A 13,757-nucleotide genomic window follows, 5' to 3' on the forward strand; every position below is an offset into this window, starting at 1 on the left:
TCCCCCCGCCCGCGCCTCCGACCCGGCCGCGTGCCCCGCCGCGGCCGGGTCGGAGCGTCCCCCCGCCCCGGCCGCGCCCCCGCGGGTGACACCGCTCCCCTGGCCGGGGATCCACGGGGCCCTGTCCCCCGCGCCCCGCGCCCCGGGCGCCCCCGACCGGGCGCGCCCCGCGCCGGAGCTCCCCCCGCACCTCACCCTCCTCTACCGGGGGCCGCTGGCCAGCTGCGACTACGACTGCCCGTACTGCCCCTTCGCCAAGCGGCGCGACGACCCCGGGACCCTGCGCGCGGACCGGGCCGCCCTGGAGCGGTTCGCCGACTGGGTGGCCGACCGCCCCGCCGAGAACCCGGGAACCCGGGTCTCGGTGCTGTTCACCCCCTGGGGCGAGGGGCTGGTGCGCTCCTGGTACCGGACCGCGATCGTCCGGCTCAGCCGCCTGCCCCACGTGGAGAGGGTGGCGATCCAGACCAACCTGAGCGGCCGACTGGGCTGGCTGGCCGACTGCGACCTGTCGTCCACCGCGCTGTGGACCACCTACCACCCCGGCCAGGTGTCCCACGAGCGCTTCCTCGCCAAGGCCCGGGAGCTGGCCGCCGCGGGGGTGCGGTTCAGCGTCGGCGTGGTCGGCGAGCCCGACCACCTGGAGGCGGCCCGGAGGATGCGGGCCGACCTGCCCGGTGACGTGTACCTGTGGGTCAACGCCGCCGAGGGCCGGACCTACACCGACGGGGAGGCCGCGGAGTGGCAGGCCCTGGACCCGCACTTCCACTACAGCCGGCACCCCCACCCGAGCCTCGGACGGCCCTGCCGCACGGGTGACAGTGTGCTGTCCGTGGACGCCGACGGCGGGGTGCGCCGATGCCACTTCGTGGACACCCCGATGGGCAACCTCTACGACGGGTCGTTCGCCCTGGACCCCGGACCGTCCCCCTGCCCTCTGACCAGCTGCGACTGCCACATCGGCTACGTGCACCTGGAGACCCTCGACCTCTACGACGTCTTCCGGGGCGGCGTCGTGGAACGCGTCCCGGCGGTCCTCCCGGCCGCGGCGCCGCCCGCACCGGGCCCGGACGGCGCCACTTCAAACCGTCACCGGAGACAGACATAATGCGACACATGGTCTTTCCCCGGGTCATCGCGACCGACCTCGACGGCACTCTCCTGGGCTCCGGAGGCCTCGTCTCCGCCCGCAACCGACAAGCGCTGGCGGCGGCCGCCGACGCGGGGGTGAGGGTGGTCGTCTCCACGGCCCGCCCGCCCCGGGAGACGTGGCACATCTCCTCCCAGTTCACCTCCGCCGCCGTCCTCTGCGGCAACGGCGCGCTCGCCCACCTCCCCGACGAGGAGCCCCTCGTACGCGCCCTGTCCCCGGAGACGGCGGGCACCGTGGTCGAGAAGCTGCGCGGCGCGCTGCCCGACCTCGGCTTCGGCGTGGAGACGGGTACCGGCTTCTTCCACGAGCCCGGCTACCTGCTCGAACCGTGGGCGCACCGCGACTGGGTGAGCGGGGTCCTGGACTCCGCCGAGGAGCTCCTGGAGCGCACCTCCCCGATCGCCAAGCTGCTGGTGCGCTCCGGCGGCACCCCGGTCCACCTCCTGCACGAGGCGGCCGTGGAGACGGTCGGATCGCTGGTGGAGGTCACCTACTCGGGCGGGCACGGACTGCTGGAGCTGAGCGCGTCCGGGGTCAACAAGGGCACCACCCTGGCACTGGTCTGCGAGCGGTGGGGGGTGGCCGCGGAGGAGGTCGCGGCCTTCGGCGACATGCCCAACGACCTGGCCGCGCTGTCCTGGGCCGGTATGGGCTACGCCATGGCCGACGGGCACCCGGACCTGCTCGATCCCGCCCTGGGCCTGGGCGTCGCCCCGGCGAGCACCGAGGACGGGGTGGCCAGGGTGGTGGAGCGGCTGCTCGCCGGGCGCTGAAAACCGCTGGCGGGGCGCCCGTCCCCTCCGGTCTCATGGGTGCGGACAACCCATGCCAGGAGGAGCACCGTGCCGCACCCCGCCCAGATCGTCTCGTCCCTCGCCGACCCCGACCGGCTCGCGCTCTACGCCCGCGTGGTCGCGGCGGGCGCCGGCGGCGCCGCCCCGGAGGACCTCCGCGCGGGCGGCTCCGCGGCCGTACGGCACCTGCGCCGGTTGGCGGACGCCGGCCTCGTGAGGGAGGAGGGCGGGCGCGTGGTGTGCGTGCCCGGGGTGTTCGCGGCCGCCCTGGAGGAGAACGCCCCCGCCGGGCGCGACCCCGTGGACGCGCTGTTCCACCAGGGACGGCTGACCGCCCTGCCCGTCCGGCGCGAGCTGCGCCGAGGGGTCTTCGCGCGGATCGCGGGGCGGCTCTTCGCGCCCGGGGTGGTCTACACCGAGAAGCAGGTGAACACGGCGATCCGCACCTGCTTCGACGACCCGTCCTCGATGCGCAGGTACCTGGTGGAGGAGGGGTACCTGACGCGCGAGGCCGACGGGAGCGCGTACCGGGTCGCGGCGGACTGAGCCGCCGCGACCCCGCCGCGGGGACTCAGGAGCCGTCGCCGTCCACGCGCTCGTGGTAGGTGCGCCGGGTGCGCTCGGTGTGCTCGCTCATCAGTCTGAGGGCCTGGTCGGCGTCCCCCGCCTCGATGACGTCGACGAGGCTGGCGTGCTCGTCCCAGGAGGCGGCGCCGCGGATGCGGGCGACCGGGGCGTAGTACCAGCGGACCCGCCGGTCCACCTGGGCGGCCAGTTCGGCGAGCACCCGGTTGCCCGAGGCCTCGGTGACGGTGCGGTGGAAGTCGGCGTTGGCCTGGACCACCGCGTCGGTGTCGGCGAGCTCGGTCGCCGCGCGCCCGGCGGCGACCAGGTCGCGCAGGTGGCCGACCTGTTCGGGCGAGGCGTTGGCGGCGGCCAGGCGGGCCGACTCGGTCTCCAGCAGCGCGCGGACCGCCAGGAGCTGGTCGGCCTCGCTCTCGGTGGGCGTGTGCACGAACGCCCCGTAGCCGGGGCGCAGGTCCACCCACCCCTCGTTGCTGAGCCGCTGCATCGCCTCGCGGACGGGCTGGCGCGAGACGCCCAGGGTCTGGGCCAGCTCCGTCTCGACCAGGTGGTGGCCGGGTGAGAGCGCCCGGGTGGTGATCAGGTCCAGGATGGCCTCGTACACGGCTTCGCGCAGCGGTACGGGACGCTGGATCCGTCCTGCGACGGTGTTCAACCCCTGCGAGGCCATAGGGAATCTCCGGAATCCTGGTGCGCGGTCTTTGTAGACAGTGTACAAAACGCAGGACGTGCGTGGGTCACGTCGGAACCTCCACGAGCTCGACCCTTCCGGGGACGCGCCCCGGGACGCGCGAGGGCGGGACCACGGCGAGGGCGTCCGCCGTGGCGGCGCCCCTCAGGTCGGCGGAGCCCGAGACGGGCAGCTCCACCGCCAGGTCCTGGCTCACGCGCACCGGCACCAGACGGGTGTCGGACGGGTGCGGGCCGGTCGGGCCGATGAGCCCGATCCGCCGGCCGGCGTGCGCGGGGTCCCGCCGGTCCGCACGGCCGCTGAGCACCGGAACCAGCAGGGTGAGGGCGGCGGCCAGGGCCGCGCCGGGGTTCCCCGGCAGCCCCACGACCACGGTCCCGGAGGGCAGGACGGCCAGCAGCTGCGGATGGCCGGGGCGGCAGGCGACGCCGTCGACGACGACCCTGGCGCCCAGCCGGGCCAGGACCGGGCGCAGGTGGTCGGCCGGGCCGGCCGAGGAGGAGCCGCAGACCGCGACGACCTCGGCCGGCCCTGCGACGCCGAGCGCCCGCGCCAGGTCCCGGCCCCGGTCGGGGACCCGCACCGCGGGGGCGCAGGCGCCCCCGGCCCAGGCGACGAGCCCGGGCAGCACGGGACCGATCGCGTCCCGCACCGCCCCGGGGCGCGGCGCCCCCTCGACCACGACCTCGTCCCCCGTGACCAGGACCCGCACGAGGGGCCGGACCACGGGCAGGGTGTCGCGGCCCAGGCTCGCGGCGAGCCCCAGGAGGGCGGGGGTGACGGGGCTACCCCGGCGGGCGACCGGCGTTCCCGCCGCCGTGGTCTCGCCCCGGCGGCGGATGTGCCGCCCCTCGCCGATCCCGCCGCGCACGGCGCCGGAGGACTCCGTCGCCAGCTCGCGCGGCAGGACCGCCGTGGTGCCGTCCGGCAGGACGGCGCCGGTGGCGACCTCCACTGCCTCACCGCCCCCCAGCCGGACGACCGGGCACCGCCGCCCCGCGAGCGAGCGCCCGAGGACCGACCAGGGGCCCTCCCCGGACACCGCGTACCCGTCCATGGCGGCGCTGTCGAGCGCGGGGACGTCGACCGCCGCGACGAGGTCGGCGCCGAGGGTGGCGCCGAGGGCGCCGGCGAGCGGCTCCTCGGCCATGGGCGTGCCACCCTCGGCACCGGTCACCCGCGCCAGCTCCCGCGCAGCGGTCCAGGGCAGCGGGGGTCGCGGGTGGTCTCCGACGTGAAGAAGCGGAGAAGTTTCCGGGGAACCCTGGTCGGGCATTCCTTCTCTCCCTACCGACATGTGGAGAACGATATCTCGGAGCATACTGTATACAGTATGTGAAAGGAAGGGAGTCCTCATGCGAATCGCCGTACTCGGCGCCGGAGCGATCGGCGCCTACGCGGGCGCCGCACTCCACAGGGGCGGGGCCGACGTCCACCTCATCGCCCGCGGCGCCCACCTGGAGGCCCTGCGGGAGCGGGGCGTCCGCGTGCTCAGCGCGCGCGGCGACTTCACCGCGCACCCGCACGCCACCGACGACCCGTCCGAGGTCGGCCCCGTCGACGCCGTCCTCCTCGGCCTGAAGGCCCAGCACTACGCGGGCTGCGGCCCGATGCTGCGCCCCCTGATGGGCCCCTCCACCATGGTCGTCGCCGCCCAGAACGGCATCCCGTGGTGGTACTTCCACGGGGTCGAGGGCCCCCTCGCGGGACACCGCATCGAGAGCGTGGACCCGGGGGGAGCGGTCAGCCGGACGATCCCGGTCGAGCGCGCGGTCGGGTGCGTGGTCTACGCGGCCACCGAGCTCGCGGGCCCGGGGGTGATCCGGCACATGGAGGGGACCCGGTTCTCCATCGGCGAGCCGGACCGGTCCTCCTCCGCGCGCTGCCGCGACTTCCAGGCCGCGATGGAGGCGGGCGGCCTCAAGTGCCCGATCGAGCAGGACCTGCGCGAGGACATCTGGGTGAAGCTGATGGGCAACATCGTCTTCAACCCGCTGAGCGCGCTGACCCGCTCCACCATGGCGCAGATCTGCCGGAACCGCTCGACCCGGGAGATGGCGCGCACCATGATGGCCGAGACCCTGGAGGTCGCGGCGCGGCTCGGCGTGCACCCCGCCGTCTCCATCGACCGCCGCCTGGCCGGGGCCGAGCGCGCCGGGGACCACCGCACCTCGACCCTGCACGACCTGGAGCGCGGGCGGCCCATGGAACTGGACGTCATCCTGTCCGCCGTGGTGGAGCTGGCCGACCTGACCGGCACCCCCGCCCCGGCCCTCCGGGCGGTGGACGCCGTGGCCGGGCTGCTCAACGACCGGATGCTCGACGCCCCCGGACCCCCGGCTCCCCCCGCACCCGCGCCGGCCGCCCGGTCTTGACCCATGACTCATGATCGCTAAATACTGTATGCAGTATCCCCGTCAGGCGCCACGGGCGCCGTCGGACCAGGCGAATCCGGCCACGACCACCAAGCGAGGCCACATGCGATCCGACGATTTCTCCGCTCCCTACGACCGACTCACCCGCCCCCTCGTCCGCGACGGCGGCGAACTGCGCCCGGCCTCCTGGGAGGAGGCCCTCGACCGCGCGGCCGCCGGGTTCCGGCGCGGCGTGGACGAGCACGGGCCCGACTCCTTCGGCATGCTCTCCTGCGCGCGGGCGACCAACGAGATGAACTTCATGGCGCAGAAGTTCACCCGCGTCGTCGTCGGCACCAACAACGTCGACTCCTGCAACCGCACCTGCCACGCGCCCAGCGTCGCCGGCCTGGCCGCGGCCTTCGGCTCGGGCGGGGGGACCTCCTCCTACGCCGAGGTCGAGGACACCGACCTCATCGTGATCTGGGGGGGCAACCCGCGCTTCGCCCACCCCATCTTCTTCCAGCACGTGCTCAAGGGCGTGCGCAACGGCGCGCGCCTGTTCGTCGTCGACCCCCGGCGCACCTCGACCGCCGAGTGGGCCGACCGCTGGCTCGGACTGAACGTGGGCACCGACATCCCGCTCGCGCACGCGATCGGACGCGAGATCCTGCACGCGGGCCTGGCCAACGACACCTTCGTCCGGCGCGCCACGAGCGGGTTCGACGAGTACCGCGCGCTGGTCGAGCCCTGGACGCTCGCCGCCGCCGAGGCCGAGACCGGCGTGCCCGCCGAGGCCATCCGCGAGCTGGCGCACGCCTACGCCCGGGCCGAGCGCGCCCAGATGTGCTGGACGCTCGGCATCACCGAGCACCACAACGCCACCGACAACGTCCGCTCGCTCATCAACCTGGCCCTGCTTACCGGGCACGTGGGACGGCACGGCTCGGGGCTCAACCCGCTGCGCGGCCAGAACAACGTGCAGGGCGGCGGCGACATGGGCGCCATCCCCGACCGGCTGGCCGGGTTCCAGGACATCCTGGACCCGGAGGCGCGCGCGCCCTTCGAGGCCGCGTGGGGCCGCGAGATCCAGGGCACCAAGGGCAAGACCCTGACCCAGATGTTCGAGGCGATGGACGAGCGGGAGCTCAGGACGCTCTACGTGATCGGCGAGAACCCGGTCCAGTCCGAGCCCGAGACCGAGAAGACCACCCGCCGCCTGCGCAGCCTGGACCACCTGGTGGTGCAGGACATCTTCCTGACCCGCACCGCCGAGCTCGCCGACGTGGTGCTCCCCGCGAGCGCCTCCTGGTGCGAGTCCGACGGCACCTTCACCAACAGCGAGCGCCGCGTGCAGCTGGTCCGCAAGGCCCTGGACCCGCCGGAGGGCGCCCGCGACGACATCGAGATCATGTGCGACCTCGCGACCCGCCTCGGCGTCGACTGGTCCCGGCCCTCGGCCGAGGAGATCTGGAACGAGGTCCGCTCCCTCTCCCCCATGCACCGGGGCATGAGCTACGCGCGCCTGGCCGAGCTGCACGGCATCCAGTGGCCCTCCTACTCCGAGGACGCCCTGGAGCCGAGCTACCTGCACTCGCGCCTGTGGTCGGAGGACCCCGCCGAGCGCGGCGAACCCGCCCCGTTCGGGATCGTGGGCCACTCCCCGCCGGTCGACCTGCTCGACGAGGACTTCCCGTTCCGGCTGACGACGGGGCGGCGCCTGGACGACTACAACACCGGGGTGCAGACCGGCGGCTTCTCGTCGCCGCTGCGCCGGGGCGAGCTGCTGGACCTCTCGCCCGAGGACGCGGCCAAGCTCGGCGTCGCCGACGGCGAGACGGTGCGGGTGACCTCGCGCCGGGGCTCCGTCCTCGTCCCCGTCTCCGTCACGGAGGCGATGCGGCAGGGGTTGGTGTTCATGACGTTCCACTTCCCCCACCAGGTGGACACCCAGCTGCTGACCATCGACGCCACCGACCCGATCGCGGGGACGGCCGAGTACAAGGCCGCGGCGGTGCGGATCGAGAGGGTGGAGGAACACGCCGGCAGTGCGGCGCCGGCGCCCTGACGTGCGCGGACGGCGGACCGCGCCGTCGCCCCAGCCCCCTGCGGCGACGGCGCGGTCCCCTCCCTGGGCGACGCGTTCGGGCGCGCGCCCCGGGGGCCGGGTCTCCTTACGCGATCTTGGCGCGTACGGGGGTTGTCAACCCGATAACCAGCATCATACTGTCCTCTGTATACAAAATCCTGTGATCTGGATTACACGAGATTGAGGTGACACAGACGTGGACCTGCGATTCCTGGACGAGGCGCCCACCGCCGTCGAGCGCGAAGCCGTCGACAGCGTGCTCGGTCCCCCCGAATCCGGTTGGGACGGCGGCGCCCGCCAGGACGTCGACCTGCGCTACGCGCGGGGAGGCCACACCGCCCGGGACAGACGCGACCTGCTCATGCCCGCCCTCCACGCGGTCAACGACCGGGTGGGCTGGATCAGCAGGCCCGCCCTGGACCACATCTGCCGACGGCTCACCGTCCCGCCGGCGGAGGCCTACGCCGTCGCCTCCTTCTACGCGATGTTCTCCCTGCGCAAGCGCCCCCGCCGGGTCGTGCACCTGTGCACCGACATCGCCTGCGCGGCGGCCGGGTCGTCCGGCCTGCGCGACCGGCTCGCCGAACGCCTCGGCCCGCCCGGCGGACACGACGGCGACACCACCTGGCACGAGAGCCCCTGCCTCGGCATGTGCGAACGCGCGCCCGCCGCCCTGGCCCTCGAGGCCGGCGCCCCGGCACGGTACGCCGTCGCCGCGCCCGCCGCCCCCGGGGACCTGGACGCGCTGGCGGGGGACGCCTCCCCCGGCTCCGCCGCACCGGTCTCCGCGAACGGACACGGCGCCCCCTCCCCCACCACCTTCGGCGCCGATCCCCTGCCCGGCGCCGCCCCGGAGCCCGCCCCCTCGGCGGCGGTCCCCGACGCCGGGTCGCCCGGCCACGTGCTCCTCCGGCGCGTCGGTACCGTCGACCCCCTCAGCCTGGACGACTACCGCGCCGCCGGCGGCTACGCGGCACTGCGCCGGGCGCTGCGGCTCGGCCCGGCCGGCGTGATCCGGGAGGTCTCCGACTCCGGCCTGGTCGGCCGGGGCGGAGCCGCCTTCCCCACCGGCCGCAAGTGGCAGGCCACCGCCCAGCAGCCGGACGGCCCGCACTACCTGGTGTGCAACGCCGACGAGAGCGAGCCGGGCACCTTCAAGGACCGCGTCCTGATGGAGGGCGACCCCTTCTCCGTCATCGAGGCGATGACGATCGCCGGCTACGCCGTCGGGGCGCGGCTCGGGTTCCTGTACATCCGGGGGGAGTACCCCCGCGCGCTGCGGCACCTGGAGAACGCCGTCGCGCTCGCACGGGAGCGCGGACTCCTCGGGCCGGACGTCCTGGGCTCGGGGTTCGCCTTCGACATCGAGATCCGGCGGGGCGCCGGGGCCTACATCTGCGGCGAGGAGACCGCGATCTTCGGCTCCATCGAGGGCTACCGGGGCGAGCCCCGCACCAAGCCGCCCTTCCCCGTGGAGAAGGGCCTGTTCGGCAAGCCCACCGCCGTGAACAACGTCGAGACGCTGGTCAACGTCCTGCCGATCATGCTGATGGGCGGCCCCGCCTACGCGGCCGTCGGCACGGGCGGGTCCACGGGACCCAAGCTGTTCTGCCTGTCCGGCGGCGTGCGCCGCCCCGGGCTGTACGAGCTGCCGTTCGGGGCCACCCTGCGCGACCTCATCGAGGCGGCCGGGGGCATGCCGGAGGGCCGCACCGTCCAGGCGGTCCTGCTCGGCGGGGCGGCCGGGGCGTTCGTCCGCGGCGACGAACTCGACATCCCCCTGACCTTCGAGGGCGCCCGCGCGGCCGGGACGACCCTGGGCTCGGGCGTGGTCCTGGTCCTGGACGACACCGCCGACCTGGTCGCGACCCTGGTCCGGGTGGCGGCCTTCTTCCGCGACGAGTCCTGCGGCCAGTGCGTCCCCTGCCGTGTCGGTACGGTGCGCCAGGAGGAGTCGCTGCTGCGGATCAGCGCGGGGGCAGACGCGGCCGCCGAGGTCCCCCTGCTCCGCGAGGTCGGCCGTGCGATGAAGGACGCCTCGATCTGCGGACTGGGGCAGACGGCCTGGAACGCCGTGGAGTCGGCGATCGACCGGCTCGACCTGTTCGGCGGCCCCGACCGGGCCGCCTCCGACGACATCCAGCAGAGCACCGCCGCGGGCGACCGGGCGGCAACCGAGGAGGCCCGATGACCGTCCCCGTACTCCTGGCCCCGCCCAGGCGGCTGATCGACGCGACCATCGACGGAGAGCAGGTCCGTGTGCCCGAGGGCACCACCGTCCTGGAGGCGTGCGCCGAGCGCGGCACCGAGATCCCCACCCTCTGCCACGGCGACACCCTCACGCCCAGGAACGCCTGCCGCGTGTGCGTGGTGGAGGTGGAGGGCGCGCGCACGCTCGCCCCCGCCTGCTCGCGCAAGCTGGAGCCCGGCATGTCCGTGGCGACCGACTCCGAGCGGGTGCGCCACAGCCGCAAGCTGGTCCTGGAGCTGCTCGGCTCCTCCGTGGACCTGTCCACCACCCCGAAGGTCGCCGAGTGGATGGAGCGCTACGAGGCGGAGCCCGACAGGTTCGGCCCGCGCGCCGAGGCCGCCGCGCTCGGCGTGCGCGACGCCCGGCGCTCCGGCGAGCACGAGCCCGGCGACGGCTCGGTCGCGGCGACGGTCGAGCAGCCCGCGAAGATCGACAACGACCTGTACGTGCGCGACTACTCCAAGTGCATCATGTGCTACAAGTGCGTCGACGCCTGCGGGGACCAGTGGCAGAACACCTTCGCGATCGGGGTGGCCGGGCGCGGGTTCGACGCCCGCATCTCCACCGAGCACGACGTCACCCTGCCCGACTCGGCCTGCGTGTACTGCGGGAACTGCATCGAGGTCTGCCCCACCGGGGCCCTCTCCTTCGGCACCGAGTTCGACATGCGCCAAGCGGGGACCTGGGACGAGGACAAACAGACCGAGACCACCACGATCTGCACGTACTGCGGGGTCGGCTGCAACGTTACGCTGCACGTGCAGGACAACGAGATCGTGAAGGTCACGTCCCCGCACGACAACCCCGTGACCCACGGGAACCTGTGCATCAAGGGACGGTTCGGCTTCCAGCACGTGCAGCGCCGCGGCGGCGACGGCAAAGGCAGTGGCGCCGGCGGCGGCGGTTCCTGAACCGTTCCGCCCCGCGCGGAACCACGAGGATGAGAATCCCGGACATATCGTGTAGAACCGGGGACGGCAGGACACCGGAAGGCGGTGGGGCGGAGATGGGACGGGTCACTGTCCGGGGGAAGGTGCTCCGGATCAAGGACGGGTCCGCGACCGAGCGCGTGGACACGTTCGTCGTGGAGGAGCCGCTGGAGATCAGGCTGGACGGTGAGCCGCTGAGCGTCACCATGCGCACGCCCGGCGACGACTTCGACCTGGCCGCCGGGTTCCTCGTGAGCGAGGGCGTGGTCTCGCGGGCCGAGGAGATCACCGCGATCCGCTACTGCGCGGGCGCGACCGAGGACGGCTCCAACACCTACAACGTGCTCGACGTGTCCCTGGCCCCGGGCGTCCCCCGCCCGGACACGTCGCTGGAGCGCAACTTCTACACCACGTCCTCCTGCGGCCTGTGCGGCAAGGCCAGCCTGGACGCCGTCCGCACCCAGGCCAGGTGGCAGGTCGCGGAGGACGGGGCCCGGATCGGCGCGGACACCCTGACGGCCCTGCCCGACCGCCTGCGCGAGGCGCAGCGGGTGTTCGACCGCACGGGCGGGCTGCACGCCGCCGGGCTGTTCACCGCGGAGGGCGAACTCCTCGCCCTGCGCGAGGACGTGGGCCGCCACAACGCGGTCGACAAGCTGGTCGGCTGGGCGCTGCGCTCCGGCCGGCTGCCGCTGGAGGGCACGGTGCTGATGCTCTCGGGCCGCGCCTCCTTCGAGCTGGTGCAGAAGGCCTGGATGGCCGGCGTCCCGATGATGGCGGCCGTCTCCGCGCCCTCGTCCCTGGCCGTCGACCTGGCCGAGGAGGCGGGCATCACGCTCGCCGGGTTCCTCAGGGGCACCTCCATGAACGTCTACGCCGGAAGGCATCGGATCCTCCTGAAGAAGGCGCTCAGCGCGCCCTCGGCGGCCACGGGAGGCGTCCGCAGTTCGGGTCAGTAGACGCGGGGGCGGTCGGCGCGCTCCAGCCCCCTGCACCGACCGCCCCCGACACCCGGCCCCGTGTCCGCACCGCCGCTCGGAGCGGCGCCCGGACACCCCGGACGTGCCCCCGCGACCGGTCCGGATCCTCCGGCCGGCCGCGGGAGCGGCCGTGCCGGGCCCGGTGCGCCGGGAGCCGTGTCCCGGCCCCGCGCACCGGACCCGTCCCGGGTCCCCCGCCGGTCAGACGCGCCCCTCGGGGCGCAGCGTGTAGTGCGGGAAGTTGCCGGGCAGGCGCTCGGCGGCGGGCCCCCGGGTGACCGCGTGGACGAGGAGCTCCCCGCCGACGAAGGCGCCCCGCCAGGAGTCGCCCCAGCCGCCGAACAGCTCGTCGCGGTCGCCGCGCGAGCGCGGCCGGTTGACGCCGACCTTGAAGGCGCGCACGCCCCCGGCCAGGCGCGAGGCGGTGTCGGGGTCGTCGCAGGAGACCGTGGCGACCAGGGCCCCGTTGCTGGCGTTCATCCCGGCCAGGAGTTCGGCCTCGGTGTCCACCAGCACGATCGAGTCGACCGGGCCGAAGGGCTCGGCGTGGAACAGCGGTGAGGAGCGCGGCGGCTCCAGGAGGGCCACCGGCGCCACGTAGGCGTCCGTGTTCTGGCCCGGGAGCAGGAGGGCGTCGTCCAGTCCGCCGCGGTAGAGGGGCACGGCCCCGCCCGCGACGGCCTCGGCGACGCGGTCGGTGAGCTCCTTGGCCTTGGCCGCGTTGACGAGGGGGCCGAAGTCCAGCTCCGGCAGGTCGTCGTCGGGGGACTCCACGGCGAGCGGGTGGCCGAAACGGACGCCGCGGACCGCGGTGAGGTAGGCGTCGAGGAACGCGTCGAAGCGGGACCGCTGCACGACGAACCGCGGGTAGGCGGTGCAGCGCTGCTTGGCGTAGTCGAAGGTCTTGCGGATCTGGCCGGAGAGGGTCTCCCAGTCGCTGAACTCCCACACTCCCCAGCAGTTCAGCCCCTCCTGTTCCAGGACGTGCGGCCGCCCCAGGTCGGCGACGTCGGCCGCCACCCGGCCGCCGGCGTCCCGGCCTCCGACGAAGGACACGCAGCCGATCTCGGGCCCCTTCACCAGCGCCGGGGACAGCTCGCGCCCGCCCCCGCTGACGAGGGTGAACGGCAGCCCCTCCCGGACCGCGAGGGCCACGGCGAGGGTCAGGCAGACCAGCCCGCCGTCGGTGGGCGTCTTGGCGATCACCCCGTTGCCCGCGAGCGCCTGGACGCACATCGCGTGCGCGAGCACGCTCATCGGGTAGTTCCAGCTCGCGATGTTGCTGACGGGGCCGTCCAGGGGGAGGCGGCCGTCGAGCATGGGCCCGATGCCGTCCAGGTACCACTCCACCCCGGAGATCGCCCGGTCCACGTCCTGGCGGGCCAGCCGCCAGGGCTTGCCGATCTCCCACACGAGGGCGAGGGCGAGGGTGTCGCGGTGCCGTTCCCAGGCGCGGACCGCGGCGCGCACCCGTGCCTGCCTCTCCGCGAGGGGGAGTGCGGCCCACGCGCGGTGCCCGGCGGCGGCCCCGGCCACGGCGAGGGCCGCGGTGGCGCCGTCCAGCATGGGCAGGTCCGCGGTCCGCGAACCGTCCACGGGCGAGTAGGAGGCCCGGGGCTCGCCGTCGGGGCGCCACCGCCCGCCCCAGTGGTTGTGGACGCGGTCCGGGCCGAAGGCCTCCGGGGCGGCCTCCCGGCAGCGGGCGTACAGTGCGGCCCAGGAGGTGCCGGGCTTGGGCATCGTCGTCATGGGGCCGTGGGCGCCGCCGTGGAGAGGGCGCCCGCCTCCTCTCCGCCGTGGGTTCCGCCGAGGACGGCGCGCACGAGGCGGGCCGCTTCGCTGGGGGTCTTGCCGACCTTGACGCCGGCGGCCTCCAGGGCCTCCTGCTTGGCCGCGGCCGTGCCCGCCGAACCCGACACGATCGCGCCCGC

Annotated in this window: 11 protein-coding genes and 1 pseudogene; 8 read left to right on the forward strand and 4 right to left on the reverse strand. The window is 74.6% G+C overall.

Translation table 11 applies throughout. The features are described 5' to 3' along the window. Positions 1 to 121 precede the first annotated feature (121 nt). The 3 genes from ACWGL3_RS10000 (at position 122) to ACWGL3_RS10010 (ending at position 2,493) form a co-directional block, all read left to right on the forward strand. A complete protein-coding gene (locus ACWGL3_RS10000; protein WP_267950237.1) occupies positions 122 to 1,108 on the forward strand; it encodes an STM4011 family radical SAM protein in 987 nt (328 codons plus the stop codon). Then, positions 1,108 to 1,926 carry an HAD family hydrolase gene (locus tag ACWGL3_RS10005; RefSeq protein ID WP_267948010.1) on the forward strand — a complete coding sequence of 273 codons (819 nt, stop codon included), beginning with the start codon at positions 1,108 to 1,110 and terminating at the stop codon, positions 1,924 to 1,926. Before ACWGL3_RS10000 ends, ACWGL3_RS10005 begins: the two co-directional genes overlap by 1 nt. Before the next feature lie 69 nt (positions 1,927 to 1,995). After that, positions 1,996 to 2,493, forward strand: a complete 498-nt coding sequence (locus tag ACWGL3_RS10010; RefSeq protein WP_267948009.1) for a DUF2087 domain-containing protein — start codon at positions 1,996 to 1,998, stop codon at positions 2,491 to 2,493. A 25-nt stretch (positions 2,494 to 2,518) separates the two neighbouring features. Here ACWGL3_RS10010 and ACWGL3_RS10015 read toward each other — a convergent pair whose 3' ends face one another. Together ACWGL3_RS10015 and ACWGL3_RS10020 are read right to left on the reverse strand one after the other, a co-directional pair. Continuing rightward, positions 2,519 to 3,202, reverse strand: coding sequence for a GntR family transcriptional regulator (locus ACWGL3_RS10015; RefSeq protein WP_267948008.1), 684 nt, complete (start codon positions 3,200 to 3,202; stop codon positions 2,519 to 2,521). A gap of 67 nt (positions 3,203 to 3,269) precedes the next feature. After that, positions 3,270 to 4,373, reverse strand: a complete 1,104-nt coding sequence (locus ACWGL3_RS10020) for a molybdopterin-binding protein (RefSeq protein WP_267948007.1) — start codon at positions 4,371 to 4,373, stop codon at positions 3,270 to 3,272. 205 nt (positions 4,374 to 4,578) lie between these two features. On the opposite strand from ACWGL3_RS10020, the gene ACWGL3_RS10025 reads away from it, so the two are divergent. The 5 genes from ACWGL3_RS10025 to fdhD all read left to right on the forward strand — a co-directional run bounded on the left by ACWGL3_RS10025 (position 4,579) and on the right by fdhD (position 11,805). Beyond that, a complete protein-coding gene (locus tag ACWGL3_RS10025; protein ID WP_267948006.1) occupies positions 4,579 to 5,598 on the forward strand; it encodes a 2-dehydropantoate 2-reductase in 1,020 nt (339 codons plus the stop codon). A gap of 103 nt (positions 5,599 to 5,701) precedes the next feature. After that, positions 5,702 to 7,645 carry a molybdopterin oxidoreductase family protein gene (locus tag ACWGL3_RS10030; RefSeq protein ID WP_267948005.1) on the forward strand — a complete coding sequence of 648 codons (1,944 nt, stop codon included), beginning with the start codon at positions 5,702 to 5,704 and terminating at the stop codon, positions 7,643 to 7,645. A 217-nt stretch (positions 7,646 to 7,862) separates the two neighbouring features. Then, positions 7,863 to 9,857 carry an NAD(P)H-dependent oxidoreductase subunit E gene (locus ACWGL3_RS10035; protein ID WP_267948004.1) on the forward strand — a complete coding sequence of 665 codons (1,995 nt, stop codon included), beginning with the start codon at positions 7,863 to 7,865 and terminating at the stop codon, positions 9,855 to 9,857. Further along, complete coding sequence (locus ACWGL3_RS10040) at positions 9,854 to 10,828, forward strand: 2Fe-2S iron-sulfur cluster-binding protein (protein WP_267948003.1); 975 nt, start codon at positions 9,854 to 9,856, stop codon at positions 10,826 to 10,828. The genes ACWGL3_RS10035 and ACWGL3_RS10040 overlap by 4 nt, the downstream gene beginning before the upstream one ends. Positions 10,829 to 10,923: 95 nt before the next feature. Then, entirely contained in the window at positions 10,924 to 11,805 is an 882-nt protein-coding gene (gene fdhD / locus ACWGL3_RS10045) for a formate dehydrogenase accessory sulfurtransferase FdhD (RefSeq protein WP_267948002.1), read from the forward strand. Between the two features lie 222 nt (positions 11,806 to 12,027). On the opposite strand, the gene ACWGL3_RS10050 is transcribed toward fdhD, so the two are convergent. Together ACWGL3_RS10050 and ACWGL3_RS10055 are read right to left on the reverse strand one after the other, a co-directional pair. After that, complete coding sequence (locus tag ACWGL3_RS10050) at positions 12,028 to 13,575, reverse strand: aldehyde dehydrogenase family protein (RefSeq protein WP_267948001.1); 1,548 nt, start codon at positions 13,573 to 13,575, stop codon at positions 12,028 to 12,030. Beyond that, positions 13,572 to 13,757, reverse strand: a pseudogene (locus ACWGL3_RS10055) (succinate--CoA ligase subunit alpha); the annotation flags it as partial. The gene ACWGL3_RS10050 and the pseudogene ACWGL3_RS10055, both read right to left, overlap by 4 nt.

The sequence above is a fragment of the Nocardiopsis sp. NPDC055824 genome (genome assembly GCF_053616335.1).

What these genes read in the sequence shown, in the direction of transcription:
- ACWGL3_RS10005 (WP_267948010.1), top strand. Translation starts at nt 1,108, where the DNA reads ATGCGACACATGGTCTTTCCCCGGGTCATCGCGACCGACCTCGACGGC.
- ACWGL3_RS10015 (WP_267948008.1), bottom strand. Translation starts at nt 3,202, where the DNA reads ATGGCCTCGCAGGGGTTGAACACCGTCGCAGGACGGATCCAGCGTCCC.
- ACWGL3_RS10020 (WP_267948007.1), bottom strand. Translation starts at nt 4,373, where the DNA reads ATGGCCGAGGAGCCGCTCGCCGGCGCCCTCGGCGCCACCCTCGGCGCC.
- ACWGL3_RS10025 (WP_267948006.1), top strand. Translation starts at nt 4,579, where the DNA reads ATGCGAATCGCCGTACTCGGCGCCGGAGCGATCGGCGCCTACGCGGGC.
- ACWGL3_RS10030 (WP_267948005.1), top strand. Translation starts at nt 5,702, where the DNA reads ATGCGATCCGACGATTTCTCCGCTCCCTACGACCGACTCACCCGCCCC.
- ACWGL3_RS10040 (WP_267948003.1), top strand. Translation starts at nt 9,854, where the DNA reads ATGACCGTCCCCGTACTCCTGGCCCCGCCCAGGCGGCTGATCGACGCG.
- fdhD (WP_267948002.1), top strand. Translation starts at nt 10,924, where the DNA reads ATGGGACGGGTCACTGTCCGGGGGAAGGTGCTCCGGATCAAGGACGGG.
- ACWGL3_RS10050 (WP_267948001.1), bottom strand. Translation starts at nt 13,575, where the DNA reads ATGACGACGATGCCCAAGCCCGGCACCTCCTGGGCCGCACTGTACGCC.